The following is an 18,184-nucleotide window of genomic DNA, read 5'->3' on the forward strand; positions in this document are numbered from 1 at the left end:
TGTGTATTCCCCCAAGTACCCCTTTACCACTCCTAAAGGGGCACCGCTTCTTCTGCCATTCCTTCATACATTGTTTTATTTAAGTAATGTAAGAGTCGTTGCAATTGCATTGTCAACAAATGATCTTTGGGGCTGTGATTTCAGCATGACCGTTAACCCTATTAACGCAACAATTAAAGCTTGTGCTAATGATTTGGCATCTGTGTCAGCATCCAATTCACCAGTCTGGATTCCTCGTTCTATCGTCTCTTGAAAAATGACAGCTAAATAAAGTTGATGCTCTCTAGTCAAGATCTCAAATCTTTCATCATGAGGTGCCAGTTCTACCATTGTATTTATACAAAAACACCCCTTACTAATATCACCTGTATATTCTCCAGCAATTACATCTTCGAAAAAAATAGTAAATGCCTTTTTTACAGATGAATGACTTTGAAGTCTTGCTCGTATATCAGCCGCTCGAGATGTCGTATATTTACGAAGTGCTGCTTCAAATAGCTCCCTTTTATCCCCAAAGGTTGAATAAATACTAGGACGCTGAATCTCCATTCTAGCAGTAAGATCACTTAAAGAAGTCGCTTCATATCCCTTTTCCCAGAATAATTGCATAGCAGCTTCTAATACCTTTTCCTCATCAAATTCACGGGTTCTTGCCATTCAAATTTTACCTCCGTTATTTAAGGATTCGAGAGTAGGTCTTATATTTTTAAATACCAAACAGTATGTATTTATTGTATTACCTATTGTTATTATTGTCAATTTCCACTTTATAAATCAAACCATTTATACATTATTTTTAATAAACCTTGACATGATAAATACGACTAAGATATATTTACCAATAATTATATTATACCGAACGGTATGTTATGATGACAATTCATTATGAAAGGAGAATATACAGCGTGGACTATGATCCAAAACCACAAAAAGATGCACCCTCTTTAAGTCAACAACCTACGATGTCTCAAGCTGTAACATTATTATTTGCAACCGCCTGCGGAATGTCTGTCGCCAATATTTATTTTGCACAGCCGTTGCTTGATCAACTAGCTCTAGAGTTTGCTATTGATCATTCGATTATTGGTTTGATTATTACTATCACGCAAATTTTTTATGGTCTAGGCTTACTACTTCTAGTGCCACTTGGAGATTTACTAAACCAACGACGCTTGATTATTGGTCAAATGCTATTATCCACCGTGGCTTTGTTTATAGTCGGTACTGCCTCCTATATTGTAGTGCTATTCGCTGGTATGGCCCTAGTTGGTTTACTTGCCGTTGTGACACAGACACTGGTGGCATTTGCAGCAACCATGGCTTCTTCTACAAATCGTGGTCGTGTCGTTGGCATTGTCACAAGTGGCATCGTCATAGGTATACTACTTGCTCGAACCTTTGCTGGTCTATTAACAGATCTTGCAGGCTGGCGTTCTGTCTATCTTGTCTCTGCCACCCTCATGCTTTTAATGGTCAGTCTGTTTCTCAAAGTGTTACCAAGAGTAGAGCGTGAAGTAAAATCACTATCTTATTGGCAGCTAATTAGCTCCGTGTTTACGCTGTTTATTCAAGAAAGAACATTACGTATTCGCTCTGTTGTAGCCATGCTAATTTTTGCTGATTTCAGTATTTTGTGGACGCCACTTGTTCTGCCACTTAGTGCGCCACCATTAGCTCTTTCACACAGTGTCATTGGAGCATTTGGCCTTGTTGGAGTGGCTGGTGCTTTAGCGGCTGCAAAGGCAGGGAAATTAGCAGATCAAGGTTTTGGACAAAAAACCACAGGTATTGCTTTAATGCTTTTACTCATTTCATGGTTGTTTATCAACTATTTAGAACAGTCGTTATGGGCATTAATTGTAGGTATCGTGTTGCTTGATTTGGCTGTACAGGCAGTTCATGTCACAAACCAGGCGATGATTCTTCCATTGCTTAGCGAAGCCCGCAGCCGTCTTACCGCTGGCTATATGGTGTTCTATTCTATCGGAAGCGCTGGCGGTTCAATCGCTTCTACACAGACGTATGCACTCTTCGGCTGGAAAGGCGTTTGCTTGCTTGGAGCTTCTATTAGCACGATCGCCCTTCTTTTTTGGGTAACGACAAAACGATTTACAAATTATTAATTTGATTAGGAGATATACAAAATGGAAATAGGAATTACTTCTTTCGTAGAAACAAAACCAGACATTCACAGTGGTGAAGTAATTAGTCATGCCCAGCGTTTACGTGAAGTAGTAGAAGAGATGATTCTTGCAGATCAAGTAGGATTAGATGTCTTTGGCATTGGCGAGCATCATCGAGAAGATTATGCCGCATCCTCTCCAGCAATGGTGCTATCTGCTGCTGCTTCTCAAACGAAAAACATTCGACTCACAAGTGCCGTAACTGTCCTTTCTTCGGCAGATCCTGTGCGTGTCTTTCAGGATTTTTCCACATTGGATGGACTATCGAATGGACGTGCAGAAATCATGGCAGGTCGTGGTTCCTTTATCGAATCCTTCCCCTTATTTGGCTACGATTTACATGATTACGATGAACTATTTGAGGAACATTTAGACTTACTACTTAACATTCGACAGTCCGAGAAAGTAGTTTGGGAAGGTAGACATCGACCAGCAATCAATAATTTAGGTGTGTATCCTAGACCAGTTCAGGAGTCTCTTCCAATCTGGGTGGCTAGCGGAGGAAATCAACAATCTGCTATGCGTGCTGGCCTTTTAGGATTACCGCTTATGCTAGCCATTATTGGTGGCAGCCCAATGCAGTTTGCACCGATTGTACAGCTGTATAAAAAGGCCGCGCTTCATGCAGGTCATGATTTATCAAAACTTCAAGTAGGTTCTCATTCAATAGGTTTTGTTGGGCCGAATAGGGAATGGGCAGCAGACACATTTTTCCCATCAACAATGGCTGGTATGAATAAATTAGGCAAAGAAAGAGGATGGCCTTATTATGATCGTTCTAGTTATGATGCTGCACGAAGTTTTGACGGAGCATTATATGTCGGAGATCCAGATACTGTTGCTGAAAAAATTATTCACCTTCGTAAACACGTCGGAATTACACGCTTTATGCTATACGTGCCATTAAGTACAATGCCACATGATCAAGTCATGCAAGCTATAGAACTACTTGGAACAGAAGTTGCCCCTCGTGTACGTGAGGAAGTCGCCAAATGGGAAGCTGAAATGGCTCTAGAAGGAGAGCCATTTCTTTAAGACTTCATTATTCAACAGGAGGAGTTTATTTATGACCATTATTAACCGAGTCTTACCAGAATTAAGGCAGGCTTACACAGAATTTCCTGGCTTTCGATTGGAGGAGGATTTAACTTGGAGTCGAAGTCTCCTGTCCCATCCACCTTCGAAAAGATCAGAACATGTACTTACTAGCAACCGGATGATTCCTAGAGATGACGGGAGCGAAATGTTGGTTAAAATCTATGAACCAGCTAAACGGAAGCAGGATAAACTTCCAGCTATGCTTTGGATACACGGTGGTGGCTTTGTCATGGGACACCCTGATATGGATGATGTTTTATGTGAACGCTTTGTTCAAGCAGCTAACTGCGTTGTCGTATCCATCGATTACCGACTGGCACCTGAACATCCTTATCCAGCAGCAATTGAAGATTGTTATGCTGGATTAGTTTGGATGACTAATAAGGAGCAATCACTTGGTATCGATGTCAGACGGGTGGCAATTGCTGGTGCAAGCGGTGGTGGAGGATTAACAGTAGCACTAGCATTAATGGCTCGCGATAAAGGAGGACCATCAATTATATTCCAGATGCCACTGTATCCGATGCTTGATAACCGAAACGAAACACATTCTAGCTATGAGATCATTGATGATCATGCAACATGGAATAGAACAAATAATATGACTGCCTGGCGTATGTATTTAGGAGAGGAAGAGAACATTAATGCCCTTTCTCCGTATGCAGTCCCTTCAAGAGCCGAAAACTTAGCAGGATTACCGCCAACCTATATATGTATTGGTCAACTTGATTTATTTCGTGATGAAACCCTTGATTATGTAACACGTCTTGCACAGGCAGGAGTTGAGGTTGAATTCCACCTCTACCCTGGCAGTTACCATTGTTTTGAGGTCTTTGTGCCAGAAGCGAAAATAAGTCAGCTGGCTATTCAGAACTATTTAGATGCCATGGCACGCGCACTCAATATTTGATTAGTCATTTCGCCTTCTAATCACCCATGAATCAAGAGATATAAAAATGCGAAAATGTTGATAACACAACATTTTCGCATTTATTTGTTCATCTATTGTGGACGTTCTATCGAGAAAATCTCGCCAACTTTAGCATAGTTTGATCCCGCAAGCCTGCTAACAGCATTTAGTTTTCTTGGATCGATTCTTCCTTCATGATAAATTGCTTCATCTATATGAAATTGAACAACTTCTCCAATAAATAAATCTCCTGTCTGTTCCTCCCCATTCATCAAAGGAACGGATTGTACTAGGCGACACTCCATACGAATCTTTGCTTCTCGAATGCCAGGAACGGCAATTTGTTGACTATCGACTAATGTAAAATTTGTTCGTGCAAGTTCGCTTTCTGTAACAGGCAATGAAGCTGCTGTTTCATTCACCTGCTCTACATTATCTTCATCGACAATATGAACTACAAATTGTTGCTGATGATGGATATGTCGAGCTGTGTCCTTTAAACGTCCATTTGGTCTTTGGATCGCTAAAGAAATCATCGGTGGATTGGATGACACGATATTAAAGTAACTAAATGGTGCTCCATTGATACCCCCTTGCTCTGACTTCGTCGTTACAAACGCGATTGGTCTTGGAATAATACTTCCAATCAATAACTTATAGTTTTCGCGCTCTGAATTATTCTTAGGATCAATCAAAATCAAGCGACTCACCCCTCTTAATCAAGCTCACGCACTTTAATCGGGATTAATGTTCTTTCTAATTGCTCTCGATGCTGCTCATACTGAGGTGGCAACATTAATTGGCTACCCATTGTTTCTGGTGTTTCATCATGAGCAAATCCAGGAGGATCTGTAGCGATTTCAAATAAAATTTCGCCAGGTTCACGGAAATAAATCGCATTAAAATAATTACGATCTTTTACTTCCGTTACATGTTGTCCATGATTCATAACATACTCTTGCCATTCTAAATGATCCGTATTATCTTGAGCTCTCCACGCAATATGGTGAACTGTCCCTACACCCATTTGACCACGTTGACCTGCAACTGTTTTTAAATCTACTGTATTGCCGATCTCTGCACTAGATTTATATCGAGTATAGTCACCTTCTGTCGCTACTTTTTCAAAACCCATTACCTCTGTTAAAACTTTTGCCGTTTCTTCAGGGTGGCTTGAATATAGAATAGCTCCACCAAAGCCTTTAATGGCAACTTCAGGTGTGACTTCACCAAATGTCCATTCATTTAATTCACCTTCAGCACGTGCAACGAGTTCAATATGCAGACCATGCGGATCATCGAATTGAATGACTTGCTCACCAAAACGTTCAGCTTTTTGGAAAGGAACAGAGAACTTCGCTAAGCGATTCACCCAAAATGGTAGTGCCCCTTCTGGTACAACATACGTTGTGACACCGACCTGACCGTCACCAATACGTCCTTGATAAGCATTAGCCCAAGGGAAGAATGTAATGATTGTTCCCGGTTTCCCACCTTTATCACCGAAATATAAATGATATGTGCCTGGATCATCAAAGTTTACTGTTTGTTTTACTAAACGTAAGCCTAACACTCCTGCATAAAAATCAATATTTTCTTGCGGATGTCCTACGATCGCTGTGATATGGTGAATACCTGCTGTATGTTTTTTCATGTTAACAAGCCCCTTCATGACTAATTTATCTTACCTTTACTGTGCCCAATTACAACCTACCTCAAACTATATAAGCTTAGCGAATTGTATATAGCGCTTTAGACCAAGGGATTAATTGATCTAACATTTGATTTACTGAATCTGTTTGTACTTCTTTTGGTTTAAAGTCTGTTCCATTTTCAAAATCTGTGAATAATGATAGTGCTGGGTGAACACGTACATCTGCGATTAAAAGCTCGCCCATAATGCCACGTAAATGTTCTGCTGCACGAGCACCGCCAACAGAACCATAAGATACGATTCCAGCTGCTTTGTTATTCCACTCTACACGTAAATAATCTAGTGCATTTTTTAATGCTCCTGTAATAGAGTGATTGTATTCTTGTACGATGAATACAAAACCATCTTGTTTAGCAATAATTTCTGACCAACCTTGTGCTCCTGAAGCATCTTGTCCTGGTTCGCCTAATAAAGGTAATTTATAATCAGCAATATCAATTACTGTATAATTTGCGTCACCGCGTTGATCTGCAATTTCCTTTACCCATTGTGCTACTTGAGGGCTTACTCGCCCCTCACGAGTTGATCCAATAATAATACCAATATTTAATTCTGCCATTGTTTGTTCCTCCTCTTTTTTTGAACTAAATAATTTATTCAAAAAACCCATAATTGTACCTCCTTGCGAGAACTAAAGGTTTGAATTCATTTATCTTGAATTTATATATCTTGAATTCGAGATAATAATAACACGATATTTTATTAAACGTCAACACCTTTCTTTTTTAATTTTAAAAGGCAGAGAAATTTAGCTCTCTGCCTTACTTAAAATCTTATCCACTTGTGATTTTAAATAACTATATTGGTCATCATTCGTATCTTGAAAAGCCTCTGCTCTATTTGAATCGATATCTTGATAGTCAATTATGTATGAAAACTGTTCCTTCGTAAAATCCATTCTTTCCCCATTAATTACATTATAAAAGTGCCAACCTTCATCAAGAAATGTCTTCTTTATGTCGCCACCAAGGATATTCTGTACAACTAAAGAAGTGACTCCACATTGTCCTTTTGCAGGGTTATCTAAACTCCATTTAGAACTAGAATGAATCGACCAAGATTTTCTTAAGACACTTAATAACTCGTTGTTCATGTCAAAGCGCTCCTTACAAATATTTAAAATGGTACTTCATCTATTTTAATGGGTGTAGTTTCTCCTAAAACCCAATCATCTTTAATGGCACCATACAAAATACTATCTGTCACTGTACCATCTTCGTTTTCCCACGCATTTCTCAAATAGCCTTCTTTCACAAAACCAGCTTTACTAAAGCACTTGCGCATGCCAATATTATCAACCCTTGTATAGCCTTCAATACGGATCTTACCTTTTTCGCCAAATAAATAATCTTGTAGCCAACGTAGTGCTTGGACACCGTATCCTTTCCCTCTACATTTTGCATCTAAACGAATATCAAAAAGAGGGATAGTATCGCCTATATCATGAATAATCATAACCCCTATTTTTTCTTCATTTTCAAGTAACCAATATGTTTCACGATCGTCTTTAAAAAAGCCCTTTGCATACGCTGCTCGAACAGACTCTGCTTTTACATGCTGATCCGTGTGATAAAACCATTCATTTTGTGTTAAAAAATGTACTAATGCATCAATTTCATCTACAAATAATTTGATGTCCATCACTATCTCCTTCTTTAATAAATGTCGTCACATATATCAGAAAAGATAAAATTAGTTTTTGTATGTGCATATGGTTGTAATTCATCAATAAATTGTTCTACATCAGAAAAAGATTGAAAATGGGCTTTTAATAAAAAACAAGCTTCACCAGATATTCGATAACAAAAATCCATATTTGTATAAGCCTTAATATAATCTTTAAAATCCGCATAGCGATTATTTTTGATTGTTGCTTCGATTATAGCTTCAATTGGAAAACCTAATGCCTTTTGATTTATATCTAGTGTATACCTCTTAATAACTTCTTGTTCCTCTAATTGCTTTACTCTTTCACGTACAGCTGGTGCAGATAAATGTACCCTTCTCCCTAATTCACTTATGGAAATCCGACTATCTTTTTTCAACTCTTTTAGTATCATTTCGTTAATGAAATCCATTTTGGAAATATCCCTTCTTTTTAAAAGAAAATAATAACATCTTCCTTCGAATGTGTATGTCAACTTCGTTATTCACATTTTACACTAATTAAAGGAGGGATGTTTATGACACTAATTCATTTACACGACAAAGGCTTAACGCCATTTCAACAACTTTTAGGCTATAACGAGGGCATACAGCTGCACTGGCAACAGTTGGGCGAGGTACTCGAAAAGGATGGGCATTTATCTGCTCCATTAAAAGAAGAGGTTCGCAAAACATTGGCTCAAAAAAATGGTTGTCAATATTGTAAGGCAAAGGGAAAACCCGATCCACAGCATTATGATGAGAAAACAGCGATATGTACAGGGTTTGCCGAAGCCTTCCTAGCCTCAAAAGGCCATACAGCTCCTAATGTCACGGCTGTTTTAAAAGACTATTTAACAGAGGCAGAAATTAGTGAGCTGCTAGCATTTATTTGCTTTACAACAGCACAGCAATATTTTGGCGCTCTCATGCAATTAAAATAAAACAGAACTAGGGTATTTCCCTAGTTCCTATCAGTTTATTTTTAGCATTCTATCCATCACTTTAAATACTCTATTAGTTTGTTCAACTGCCCTAACTGTCACTTTTGCCATTCTATCATTCTGCTGCCATCGCATCTGCCTTTGTTATGTGAACAGTTCCAAATGGATGATTTGGTGGTGCATAAATCGAATAAAGCTTTAGCGGTTTATTGCCTGTATTCGTAAGATTATGCCAAGTTCCTGCAGGTACCATGATAGCCGTATCTTCTGAGACATATCGTTGATCATTTAAATAATCCTTTGTAGGACCCATTTGTACTACTCCATGTCCCTCCTCAATACATATAAATTGATCGACATGAGGATGAACTTCTAAGCCTATATCTTCACCTATATTGAGACTCATCACCGTTACTTGTAGGTTTTTACCTGTCCACAATGCTGTGCGATAATTTTTGTTTTGCTTTGTTACCTCTTCAATGTCTACAATGAATGGCTCAGGCCCATAGTCAGTTCTTACAATCTTTCTTTCCCCCTGCTCTATTTGATTTGGATAGGTCCAATAAACCGGATGATAGCCATAATAATACATTTGGTTATTTCCATAATAAGGGTGATACATTCAACTCAATCCTCTCACGCATAATAACATTAGTTTATGCAGTTGAATGAAAGAAGGTACACCTATAAAAAGAGTGGGCGAAGTTGTCATGTATGAGAGACTGGTCAAAAAGCTATCTATCTAGTAGTACTGCGATAAAATGGGTTTCTGAACAAGGAGTTGAAGATGATTGGAAACGAGATGCCGAAGCAGAGCTTGGATTTAGCTTGCACGATCCTACTGCTGGTGTACTATGAGTTCCCTGCTAAAGGCAACTCACGACTCAGACAATTCCTTTTTTAAACGCTTCCGAAAGCCCTCATCTGTAAGAAATTTCAATTGAAAACTATTCATACTATTAGATAATTTCAGTTGTTCCATCGTATTTAAGTCGTTAGCAAAAAAGGCGATTTCCGTTTGATTCCCTTTTTTATCTTCCGCGTAGGCAGCTAAAGTTAACACAAAAGCTGTCGATCCCCCCTTTTGGCCTGCATGTTTGAGCCATTCTTGATTTTTGGGGTTAAGCATCAACTGCTCCATTACAGGATCTAAGTACTTATGTACATCTTCACTAAAATAATTTTTACTATTCAATTTTTCTAAAATAGAGATGTAATTGTCTGTGGAAGCCCTTATTAAACGATCAGACCATACCTTTTGAAAATCCATATTGAGCATTTTTAGTGCCTTTGCTTTCTCTTCTTTTGTTAAAGGGAGCTCTACCCAATTCTCGTGAATAGTCAATGCCCTTTCTCGATATTCAGTCATATCCATATCTCTTAAAGCTGTTAATGTTTCTTTTTTCGTTAAACTCTTTTCCTCCATTAATTGAGTGGGAATATAGATAGCACTTACGATTGGATATAGGGGCTCATGCTCTTTTACAGCGAGTTGTGTAAGAACATCATTTACATATTGAAGACCGAGTATATGCATTAAGTAATCCGTATTCGCATTGGAACTATACGCAATCATACCGTTTGCTACCTCGCTCAAAGGGACACTTTCCATACCCTGAAGGTCTAATTGTGCTAACCATGCTTCATGTGCACCGCCATCTGTTTTAGGAATATAAAATGGCTCTAATTCCTTTAGATCGACCTGTTGCTGAGGATTAATACGACCATCTGCTGCCTGTTGCGCATAAGCGATGGCTACGATTATTTTAACCGTACTTGCAAGCGGTAACGGTTCCTTTGTATTGAGCTCCACCCAATGTTGTTGATTGTATTGAATTGCTACAGAAACATTTTTATCTTCTTTATGTTCCTTGATAAATTGCACAATATATTCAGGATCATCCTTCTTAATTTCCTTCTGAAACTTCCAAAAGACAATGCCTAGTACTGATACTGCACAAACTAAAACAGTGCCAATCACCCAAAACAACGTTCTCATATTCTCCTCCCATCACTCTGCTACTTCCAGCAACCATCGCTGTAGACGATTGATTATTTAAGCGTAACGCTATTTTCTGTGCTTATTTCTTCTGGTAGCATCACTCCCACAAGGATACAAATAGAAGCTCTTGTTTGATTCAAGGCAAACTCCATCGCTGTTAGCCGTTGTCATACCCTTCCTCCTCAATGAATTAACGAAGCTCTTAAAGTACTAATTCCATTCTCTACATATCCTTTGAGGCATGTTAACGTATAAACCCAGCCCTCTTTTTGACCCATCATTTTTGCCACAATTTCTGGGTCATGTGCATTAAATCCTGACTCCACTACAGTAATAATCGTTTCCTTTTCTGACTCTTCAAGGGTAATGGTAACCATTGTCACTTCTCCTTGCTCTTCGCCCCAAACAAACACAATTTTTTTACTGGCCTCCAATTCCAGCACGGTGATGACACCCTCGAACTGATATTCATCATATTTAAGCGTAATTCTTTTACCCACTCCCCATCTTTCAGAGCTGCTAGAGAACCAATAGTTCCCGATCTCAGTGGGAGAAATAATGGCTTCAAATACTTTATGGGCTGGCTGATTAATTTTTAATTTTGTCGTCACACTCGTATTGATCATCGTCATCATCCCTTTTTATAATGTCTATCTTACACCTTCGCCAAATTTTCCCTTTTACCTCCTTCAAAATAAAAATTCAATAAAAAAGATGCGATTCTCCTAATAGAAGAATCGCACTTTTTATTTAAAATATCTTTTTATTTTCTATTACAAACTGGACATCCGCTACATTTTTGATGAACTTTTTATCATGCGTGACAAAGATGATTGTTCCTTCATAGGCAGCCATAAATTGCTCAAGCGCTTCTAATGCATGAATATCTAAGAAATTAGTCGGCTCATCCAATAGTAAAATATTATAGTTTCCCAAAAATAGCTGACAGAGCTGGAGGCGTATGGCTTCTCCACCACTTAAAAACTTTACGACTTTTTGTATATCGGTTCCTATAAACTGCATGGAATGAAGCACACTTCGTAATAGGCCTTCATCATATTCAGAGCGATTTTCCAAAAATTGCAGAACGGTCTCCTCGCTTTTAAATTGATAGCTCATCTGTAGGAAATGACCTATCTTAGCCTTAGGGGAGATGGTTAATCCTTCACCATTATTAGCGATATGTCGTAGTAAGGTACTTTTACCACAACCGTTACTACCTGTAAGCGCAATTTTTTTACCCAATGGTATTTGAAAGCTTACATTATCCAATAGTACCTTTTCCTGAACGTGTAAACAGAGCTGCTCGGCCATAATCGGAAATTTATTGTGTAGTTTTAAAGGCTTCGGTTGCCGGAAAACTATTTTTCTCTCTCCCTGTACAGCCTCTACTTTCCGGAGCTTTTCTATTCGATGCTCGATGGCTTTAGCTGCACGCTGCACAGATTTTTGACTTGTGCCTTTGGACTTTGTCATAAACATACGATTCGGTTTTGCGTTAGCCTCTCTTTTCGACATACTACCTGCTTGAGCAATTTTTTCAGCTTTTTTCAGCTTTTCATCAACAGCTTTTTCAAGTCTGCTTTTTTCTTTCAAGTATTGGTCATATGCTTGACTTTGCTGATCTCGTTCTAATTGCTTTTGGTAAGCATAATCACTGTAATTGCCCGCATAAATTGTGATCTTACCATTTTCAACTTCCCATATGGTTGTAACCAGATCATCTAGTACAGCACGATCGTGACTTATTAGTATAAGTGCCCCATAATAATAGCGCAATTCATCAAGTAGAAACGAAATACCCTTTTGATCCAAATGTGTTGTTGGCTCATCAATGAGCAAAGCTTCCTCATAAATAGAAAATAATTGTGCTAGCTTTAATCGTGTTTGCTCTCCACCACTAAGCTGGTCAGATTGCTTGGGTACGGCAAGTTTGCCCAATAAGGCTGGATCTGGTTTAGTGGATGTCGGTGCTTCCACTTGTTCAAAATACCCGAAATGAACATGGCTTTTTATCCTCCCGTTTGTTAGTCGAATCTTCCCAGCAAGTAATTTCATTAATGTACTTTTACCAGCACCATTTTTACCAACGATTCCTATTCGGTCAAATTGATGCACAGCTAATTTTTCTATATTCAATATCTCTTGATCTAAATAAGTCACGACTACATTCTCTAATTCAAAGCAAACCTTTTCCATGTTGCTACCTCCCGAAATTTAATTTTCGTATCGATAGCTATGGTATCGATACGAGCTTCTATTAAAAGCTCGTATCAAAAGAATAATAGACTGTACATTACATTTCCCTCCCTATATTCAATAAAAAAACACAGACTTGGTTTTGTCTGTGTTGAAAAGTAAAAGAGATATAGTGTAGATTTATTCTCACTAAAAAAGAAGCCCTTGCTTCCCTTTTCTTATACATATGAAGATGATTAAAAAAGGACAGACTATCCCGTTTACTCTGATTTCACAAACAGAGTTTTTGACCCTATTTAGTTATTGGTTCAACATTGGGAAACGTAGTCTCATAGCATGTGTCATTTTTTAATAATCCTCCTTGAATTGTTACGATTATTATAAATTCTATCTACAATATGTCAAGTTTCAATATTCCCTCTAAAGACAAACTAATTATTGTCGATATATCACAAATGAACATTCTAAAAAGTATATCATTTAGAGAAAACCTGATATAGTATGGAATTTAAGAAAAAAATAAACTTCGATATGGTGGTGTTATGTGAATGAAAAAATACGTTATTGATATTTTTATGATTATGCTTGGAGCTTTGCTTTTTGCCCTAGCGGTTAACTTATTTGTTATTCCGAATGATTTGGGTGAGGGTGGCGTAACAGGCTTAACAATTATAGCTTACTATTTGTTCGGATGGTCGCCAAGTATTGTCAGCTTTGTTATGAACGCAGTTTTACTGATCATCGGCTATAAATTTTTAAATAGGCAAACGACAATCTACACAATTATTGCGGTCTCCTTCCACTCGCTGTTCTTACATTTAACAGAATCTTGGTCTATTTCCTCAGATGAAATTATCGTCAATACGATTTTTGGTGGCGTTTTTGCCGGAGTCGGCATTGGCTTGATTATAAGAGTTGGTGGTACAACGGCAGGCTCTACGATTTTAGCTAGAATTACTAACAAATATCTTGGTTGGAGTATTAGCTATGGACTTCTATTCTTTGATTTAATTGTCGCTTTTTCATCTTACTTTATTATTGGGGCAGAGGCGTTAATGCTAACGATTATTATGCTCTATATCGGCACAAAGGTGATGGAGTTTGTCATTGAGGGGGTTAACCCTAAAAAGGCTGTTACAATTATCTCCAAAAAACCTGAAGAAATTGCTGGACAGGTGACTGCTTATATGAATCGTGGTGTTACAGTTCTTGCAGGCCATGGCTATTATACAAAGGAACAAAAGGAAATCCTGTATATTGTGATTAGTAAGCAAGAAGTTGTAAAGCTCAAAAAAATTGTCAAAGAGGTCGACAAAGACGCCTTTATTGCCATTCATGATGTAAGAGACGTTTTTGGAGAAGGTTTTATTGAATTAGCAAAATCTTAAAAAAGTCAAAAACACCTTTTGTTCGCAAAAACAAAAGGTGTTTTCTCTATTTTATCCATTTCTCTTAATCTGTAAGGAGCTTTCAATAATGCTATCCAATAATGCTGAATAGCTAATTCCAGCAGCCTGTGCACTTTTTGGTAGTAAGCTATTTGGTGTCATTCCAGGGAGTGTATTAACCTCCAGCACATAAGGAACGCCATCCTTAACCAACATATCCACTCTAGCATAAACGCTACATTTTAATGCCTTGTAACTAATCATAGCAGCCTTTGCTACTCGTTCATGAATAGCAGGCGGAAGTTCTATTGGCTCCTCTATCGTGGAAGCATCATCATATTTCGCCTTATAATCAAAAAATACTGCCGTATGTTTGATTGATAGGACAGGTAATAGCTCCTCATTCAGTATCCCGCATGTAATCTCGTCTCCGATCAAATACTCCTCGATAATAATTTCGTTATTCGATTTAAATACGTCCGTAACAGCAGCTAATAAGGCACTCCGATCGTGAACGATGTGAACACCTACACTTGAGCCATCCGCATTCGGTTTAACAACAAGTGGATAGCCCATAAGCTCTATATTCTGTAAAGGAAGCTCCTCGCCCTTAACAAAGTGCAGCCAATTAGGTGTAGCAACCCCTTCATAGCGTAGTATTTTTTTAGTCATATTTTTATCCATACACAAACTACTAGCTAACAGACCGCTCCCGGTATAAGGGATATCCAATGCTTCTAATACACCTTGAATCGTACCGTCCTCTCCAAACTTACCGTGTAGTGCCAGTAACGCCACATCAATGTCACGAACCTTATCTATTACCTCTTTGTTGTCATCCAACGTAATGGCAAAAACATCGTATTTGTGCTTATCTAATTGAGCGACCATTTCCTTACCAGTCATAATCGAAACTTGCTTTTCGGAGGAAGTGCCACCCATGATTACGCCAACCTTCATTTTCTCAACCCCTCATGTCATTTTTCAATGTATCACCGATGATTTGAATTCCACGAATTATATCCTCGTCTGATAATCGAGAAAATCCTAAACGAAATGTATTATTACCTCTTCCATTTGTGAAAAATACATCTCCCGGATAAAACACGACACCCTTGTTATAGCATTTCTCCAATAGTATCCGTGCATCTACACCCTCTTCTAGCTCTATAAAAAGATGGAGGCCCCCATCACCTGTTATTCTGCTAAAGGGAATATATTGCATACAAGCTTGACGAGCAAGCTCATATTTTTTCTTATAAACAGACCTTGCCTTCTTTAAATATTTTTCAAAATAGCCATCCTGCAAATATTGGTATAACACCGCCTGATCTAATGTCGATGTATGAATCGTTCGAGCTCTTTTCATGCTCTCTAAATAACTGATTAATTCTTTATCTGCTAAAATCCAGCCAACACGTAGGCCTGGAAATAGGATTTTAGAGAAGCTGCCAATATAGACAATGTTATTACCTGATCCGCTAAAGGCTATCAGTGGTGCCAAATGAGAACCTGTGTACCTTAATTCTTCGTTAAAGCCATCCTCTACAATGGGGATTTGGTATTTTGAAAAGAGCTGGAAAATAGCATTCCTTTTTTCAGAAGAAGTGACGATTCCAGTTGGATTATGATAGGACGGGATGAAATAGGCAAAATCAAATTGCTTTTCCGCTAAGTCTTGTTCCACCTGACCTATATCAACCCCATCATCACTCATATCGATCCCATGAATGTCTAATCCATGCATACGGAAAAGCTTCAATGCTGCATGATGCGTAGGGTTTTCACATAGAACACGCCCTGACTTTTTGGCGAAAGAGGACAATAATATATCTAGCCCCTCCGTAAAACCATTAGTAATCATAATATCTTTATTAGAAATATCTACACCCTTCATTTCCATATAACCAAGAAGGTAATCAATTAAAGGTTTATATCCCTTTGCATAGCCATAATTTAAAACAATATCTCCTTCAATGGACATTCTTGTGAGGAATGCCCTTTTGAAGTTTTCAACATCAAAAAGCTTTTCTTCTGGGGCTATACTAATAAAAGAAATCATGCCCTTTTGCCAGTGTATATCTTGTCTTATTAAATCAATTTCATCTGCTAATAAAGTCGTATCATTTAACCTCTTCTTCCAATCCATTTCAATAATAGACGATGTTTTTAATGTAGTAACCTTTCCAACAAAATGCCCTTTGCCCTTCACTGCATAGATAATGCCATCTTGCTCTAATTCGGCATATGCGTTCAACACTGTATTTCTACTGACTGTTAATAACTTACTAAGTTCACGGGTAGATGGAAGCTTTTGATGCTCCAATAGATGTCCCTTGACAATCATATCTTGAACATATTTCTTTAATTGCACATAAACAGGACCTTCATCTAAAACCTTAAAATCATTAAACAACTTCCTAACCCCCTTGCTTCATTTTTGCATATTCATCGTTTATCTAAAAGGTCCACACATTATGTAATTTCCTGTTAGAGTGGTTGCTCTTCCTTTTATCATATTTCCATTGTATAAAAAGAAAACTCCCATTTTGAGAAATATCTTCAAAACAGGAGTTCCACTTATTATTCTAAAATACTTTTAAACTTCTACACTTTTATTTGCTCTTGCTCTTTATCAGGACATACTAAAGACACGATAACCCCAACAATTAAACAAATAAAGAATGTCGCTGCCTTAGCCGAAACAATGGCCTCCATAGGAGAGAGAGACCATGCAATTGCACTAATGAAACCTACAACAATTGTGGCAATGACCCCAATACCTGAAACACGTTTCCAGAAAAAGATTAAAAGAATGACAACAGAAAATGTATTACCAATCCCTGCCCATGCAAAGGAAACTAAATTATAAATGACTGAGCCTGATTTAAGTGAAATAATAATACCTACAATCCCACTAATCACTGCAACTAGACGAGAAAGGTGAACTAGTTTTTTACTAGAAACATTCCAACGTAATGTCTTGTGGATAATATCCTCACTTATAGACGTTGTAATCACTAATAATTGTGATGATGCTGTGGACATAATTGCTGCTAAAATACCTGCAACAATAATTCCCGCAACCCACGGTGGTAAGATTTCAAATACCATATGAGGTAAAATCATCTCTGGGTCTTCTATAGAGCCTTGTTTATACAAAGTGGATGCGAAAATAGCTGATAAGAAAGCACCTACATATACAATGAGCGTCCAAATGATGGCCATATTACGTCCTGTAATGCGCTCTTTTTCAGTTGTAATAGCCATAAAACGAGAGCTTAATTGAGGTTGTCCGCCTAGCCAACCAAAGAACCATGACAGATTTGTAAATAGCATAGCTCCTAAAGCAAGTCCATTTAAGCCGCCCACCCAGCTATCCGCACCATTGCCCATATTCGCAAGCTCTGTTGAAATGCTTAAACCCTGATGTTGGATTTCCATATAAGCCGCGATAGGGACAATAATAAATGAGATGAGCATTAAAAAACTTTGGATTGTATCTGTCCACACAACAGACATAAATCCTCCCATACATGAATAGGCAATTATTATTGCACCAATAATAATTGTACCCCAAGTAATGTTTAATCCTGAGAAGGAGTAAATCGTTTTGCCCATCCCTGAAAATTGAGCAGCTAAATAACAAACAAAGAATAACACCATAACCGCAGAAGCTAGCCAACGAATAATGTCAGCATGCTTTGGAAATTTGACAGCAATATAGTCTGTTAAACTATTCACCTTATATTTTTGTTGCTCAGTCATAAAACGTTTTGATAAAAATAACCATGAAGCAACTACCCCTAAGAGCATGCCTGATAAAATCCAAATGCCAGAAAGTCCTGCTACATAAATAAAGCCAATTGCCCCTAAAAACATGTAGGCTGACTCCCCAGTAGCTCGTTCTGAAAAGGCTAGCGCCCAGCCAGGTAGTTTATTGCCCCCTAGAAAGTAATCATTATGTGATAAATCTTTTTTGCTAAAGTAAATCCCAACTCCAAGCATTGCGAGTAAATAGATAAATATCTCAACATAAACAATCGTATGCATAACCCAAACGTCCTCCATCTGATTAAAGTAAACAATCCCAATTGGTTTT

Annotated in this window: 21 protein-coding genes; 6 read left to right on the plus strand and 15 right to left on the minus strand. The window is 38.0% G+C overall.

Annotated features, from left to right (window positions below; translation table 11 throughout):
• Positions 1–75: 75 nt before the first annotated feature.
• Positions 76–657 carry a TetR/AcrR family transcriptional regulator gene (locus OU989_RS20995; RefSeq protein WP_274794864.1) on the minus strand — a complete coding sequence of 194 codons (582 nt, stop codon included), beginning with the start codon at positions 655–657 and terminating at the stop codon, positions 76–78.
• Positions 658–962: 305 nt separating this feature from the next.
• Between OU989_RS20995 and OU989_RS21000 the strand changes: the two genes are divergently transcribed.
• The 3 genes from OU989_RS21000 to OU989_RS21010 are packed head-to-tail and all read left to right on the plus strand — an operon-like array spanning position 963 to position 4,191.
• Positions 963–2,123, plus strand: a complete 1,161-nt coding sequence (locus OU989_RS21000; RefSeq protein ID WP_274797393.1) for an MFS transporter — start codon at positions 963–965, stop codon at positions 2,121–2,123.
• 21 nt (positions 2,124–2,144) lie between these two features.
• Positions 2,145–3,218: an LLM class flavin-dependent oxidoreductase gene (locus OU989_RS21005; RefSeq protein ID WP_274794865.1), complete on the plus strand. Its 1,074-nt coding sequence runs from the start codon at positions 2,145–2,147 to the stop codon at positions 3,216–3,218.
• A 31-nt stretch (positions 3,219–3,249) separates the two neighbouring features.
• Positions 3,250–4,191 carry an alpha/beta hydrolase gene (locus OU989_RS21010; RefSeq protein WP_274794866.1) on the plus strand — a complete coding sequence of 314 codons (942 nt, stop codon included), beginning with the start codon at positions 3,250–3,252 and terminating at the stop codon, positions 4,189–4,191.
• Between the two features lie 92 nt (positions 4,192–4,283).
• Here OU989_RS21010 and OU989_RS21015 read toward each other — a convergent pair whose 3' ends face one another.
• From OU989_RS21015 to OU989_RS21040, 6 genes are all read right to left on the minus strand, one after another.
• On the minus strand, positions 4,284–4,892 hold the full coding sequence (locus OU989_RS21015) for a flavin reductase family protein (protein ID WP_274794867.1): 609 nt from the start codon (positions 4,890–4,892) through the stop codon (positions 4,284–4,286).
• 14 nt (positions 4,893–4,906) lie between these two features.
• Positions 4,907–5,845: a ring-cleaving dioxygenase gene (locus tag OU989_RS21020; protein ID WP_274794868.1), complete on the minus strand. Its 939-nt coding sequence runs from the start codon at positions 5,843–5,845 to the stop codon at positions 4,907–4,909.
• Positions 5,846–5,921: 76 nt separating this feature from the next.
• Positions 5,922–6,515 (minus strand): NADPH-dependent FMN reductase, encoded by a 594-nt coding sequence (locus tag OU989_RS21025; protein ID WP_274794869.1) that lies wholly within the window; start codon positions 6,513–6,515, stop codon positions 5,922–5,924.
• Positions 6,516–6,653: 138 nt separating this feature from the next.
• The gene (locus tag OU989_RS21030) at positions 6,654–6,998 is read right to left on the minus strand and encodes a YunG family protein (RefSeq protein ID WP_274794870.1); all 345 of its coding nucleotides are present in this window, start codon (positions 6,996–6,998) and stop codon (positions 6,654–6,656) included.
• 23 nt (positions 6,999–7,021) lie between these two features.
• Positions 7,022–7,546 (minus strand): GNAT family N-acetyltransferase, encoded by a 525-nt coding sequence (locus OU989_RS21035; RefSeq protein ID WP_274794871.1) that lies wholly within the window; start codon positions 7,544–7,546, stop codon positions 7,022–7,024.
• Positions 7,547–7,560: 14 nt separating this feature from the next.
• A complete protein-coding gene (locus OU989_RS21040) occupies positions 7,561–7,983 on the minus strand; it encodes an Lrp/AsnC family transcriptional regulator (protein WP_274794872.1) in 423 nt (140 codons plus the stop codon).
• A 105-nt stretch (positions 7,984–8,088) separates the two neighbouring features.
• On the opposite strand from OU989_RS21040, the gene OU989_RS21045 reads away from it, so the two are divergent.
• Positions 8,089–8,493, plus strand: a complete 405-nt coding sequence (locus OU989_RS21045) for a carboxymuconolactone decarboxylase family protein (RefSeq protein ID WP_274794873.1) — start codon at positions 8,089–8,091, stop codon at positions 8,491–8,493.
• Between the two features lie 115 nt (positions 8,494–8,608).
• Here OU989_RS21045 and OU989_RS21050 read toward each other — a convergent pair whose 3' ends face one another.
• Complete coding sequence (locus OU989_RS21050) at positions 8,609–9,115, minus strand: cupin domain-containing protein (RefSeq protein WP_274794874.1); 507 nt, start codon at positions 9,113–9,115, stop codon at positions 8,609–8,611.
• Between the two features lie 92 nt (positions 9,116–9,207).
• On the opposite strand from OU989_RS21050, the gene OU989_RS21055 reads away from it, so the two are divergent.
• A complete protein-coding gene (locus OU989_RS21055; RefSeq protein ID WP_274794875.1) occupies positions 9,208–9,351 on the plus strand; it encodes a hypothetical protein in 144 nt (47 codons plus the stop codon).
• Positions 9,352–9,370: 19 nt separating this feature from the next.
• Here OU989_RS21055 and OU989_RS21060 read toward each other — a convergent pair whose 3' ends face one another.
• The 4 genes from OU989_RS21060 to OU989_RS23755 form a co-directional block, all read right to left on the minus strand.
• Positions 9,371–10,492: a serine hydrolase gene (locus OU989_RS21060; protein ID WP_274794876.1), complete on the minus strand. Its 1,122-nt coding sequence runs from the start codon at positions 10,490–10,492 to the stop codon at positions 9,371–9,373.
• Positions 10,493–10,677: 185 nt separating this feature from the next.
• Positions 10,678–11,121, minus strand: a complete 444-nt coding sequence (locus OU989_RS21065; RefSeq protein WP_274794877.1) for an SRPBCC domain-containing protein — start codon at positions 11,119–11,121, stop codon at positions 10,678–10,680.
• A gap of 124 nt (positions 11,122–11,245) precedes the next feature.
• Positions 11,246–12,694 carry an Msr family ABC-F type ribosomal protection protein gene (locus OU989_RS21070; protein WP_274794878.1) on the minus strand — a complete coding sequence of 483 codons (1,449 nt, stop codon included), beginning with the start codon at positions 12,692–12,694 and terminating at the stop codon, positions 11,246–11,248.
• A 300-nt stretch (positions 12,695–12,994) separates the two neighbouring features.
• Positions 12,995–13,039, minus strand: a complete 45-nt coding sequence (locus OU989_RS23755; RefSeq protein WP_112118014.1) for an erythromycin resistance leader peptide — start codon at positions 13,037–13,039, stop codon at positions 12,995–12,997.
• 203 nt (positions 13,040–13,242) lie between these two features.
• Between OU989_RS23755 and OU989_RS21075 the strand changes: the two genes are divergently transcribed.
• Positions 13,243–14,082 (plus strand): YitT family protein, encoded by an 840-nt coding sequence (locus tag OU989_RS21075; RefSeq protein ID WP_274794879.1) that lies wholly within the window; start codon positions 13,243–13,245, stop codon positions 14,080–14,082.
• Between the two features lie 51 nt (positions 14,083–14,133).
• Here OU989_RS21075 and OU989_RS21080 read toward each other — a convergent pair whose 3' ends face one another.
• From OU989_RS21080 to OU989_RS21090, 3 genes are all read right to left on the minus strand, one after another.
• The gene (locus OU989_RS21080; protein WP_274794880.1) at positions 14,134–15,042 is read right to left on the minus strand and encodes a D-alanine--D-alanine ligase; all 909 of its coding nucleotides are present in this window, start codon (positions 15,040–15,042) and stop codon (positions 14,134–14,136) included.
• Between the two features lie 4 nt (positions 15,043–15,046).
• Positions 15,047–16,498: a MocR-like pyridoxine biosynthesis transcription factor PdxR gene (pdxR, locus tag OU989_RS21085; protein WP_274794881.1), complete on the minus strand. Its 1,452-nt coding sequence runs from the start codon at positions 16,496–16,498 to the stop codon at positions 15,047–15,049.
• A 191-nt stretch (positions 16,499–16,689) separates the two neighbouring features.
• Positions 16,690–18,135, minus strand: coding sequence for a sodium/proline symporter (locus tag OU989_RS21090; protein WP_274794882.1), 1,446 nt, complete (start codon positions 18,133–18,135; stop codon positions 16,690–16,692).
• Positions 18,136–18,184 lie beyond the last annotated feature (49 nt).

Origin of the sequence: Lysinibacillus irui (assembly GCF_028877475.1) — a bacterium.
GTDB lineage: Bacteria > Bacillota > Bacilli > Bacillales_A > Planococcaceae > Lysinibacillus > Lysinibacillus irui.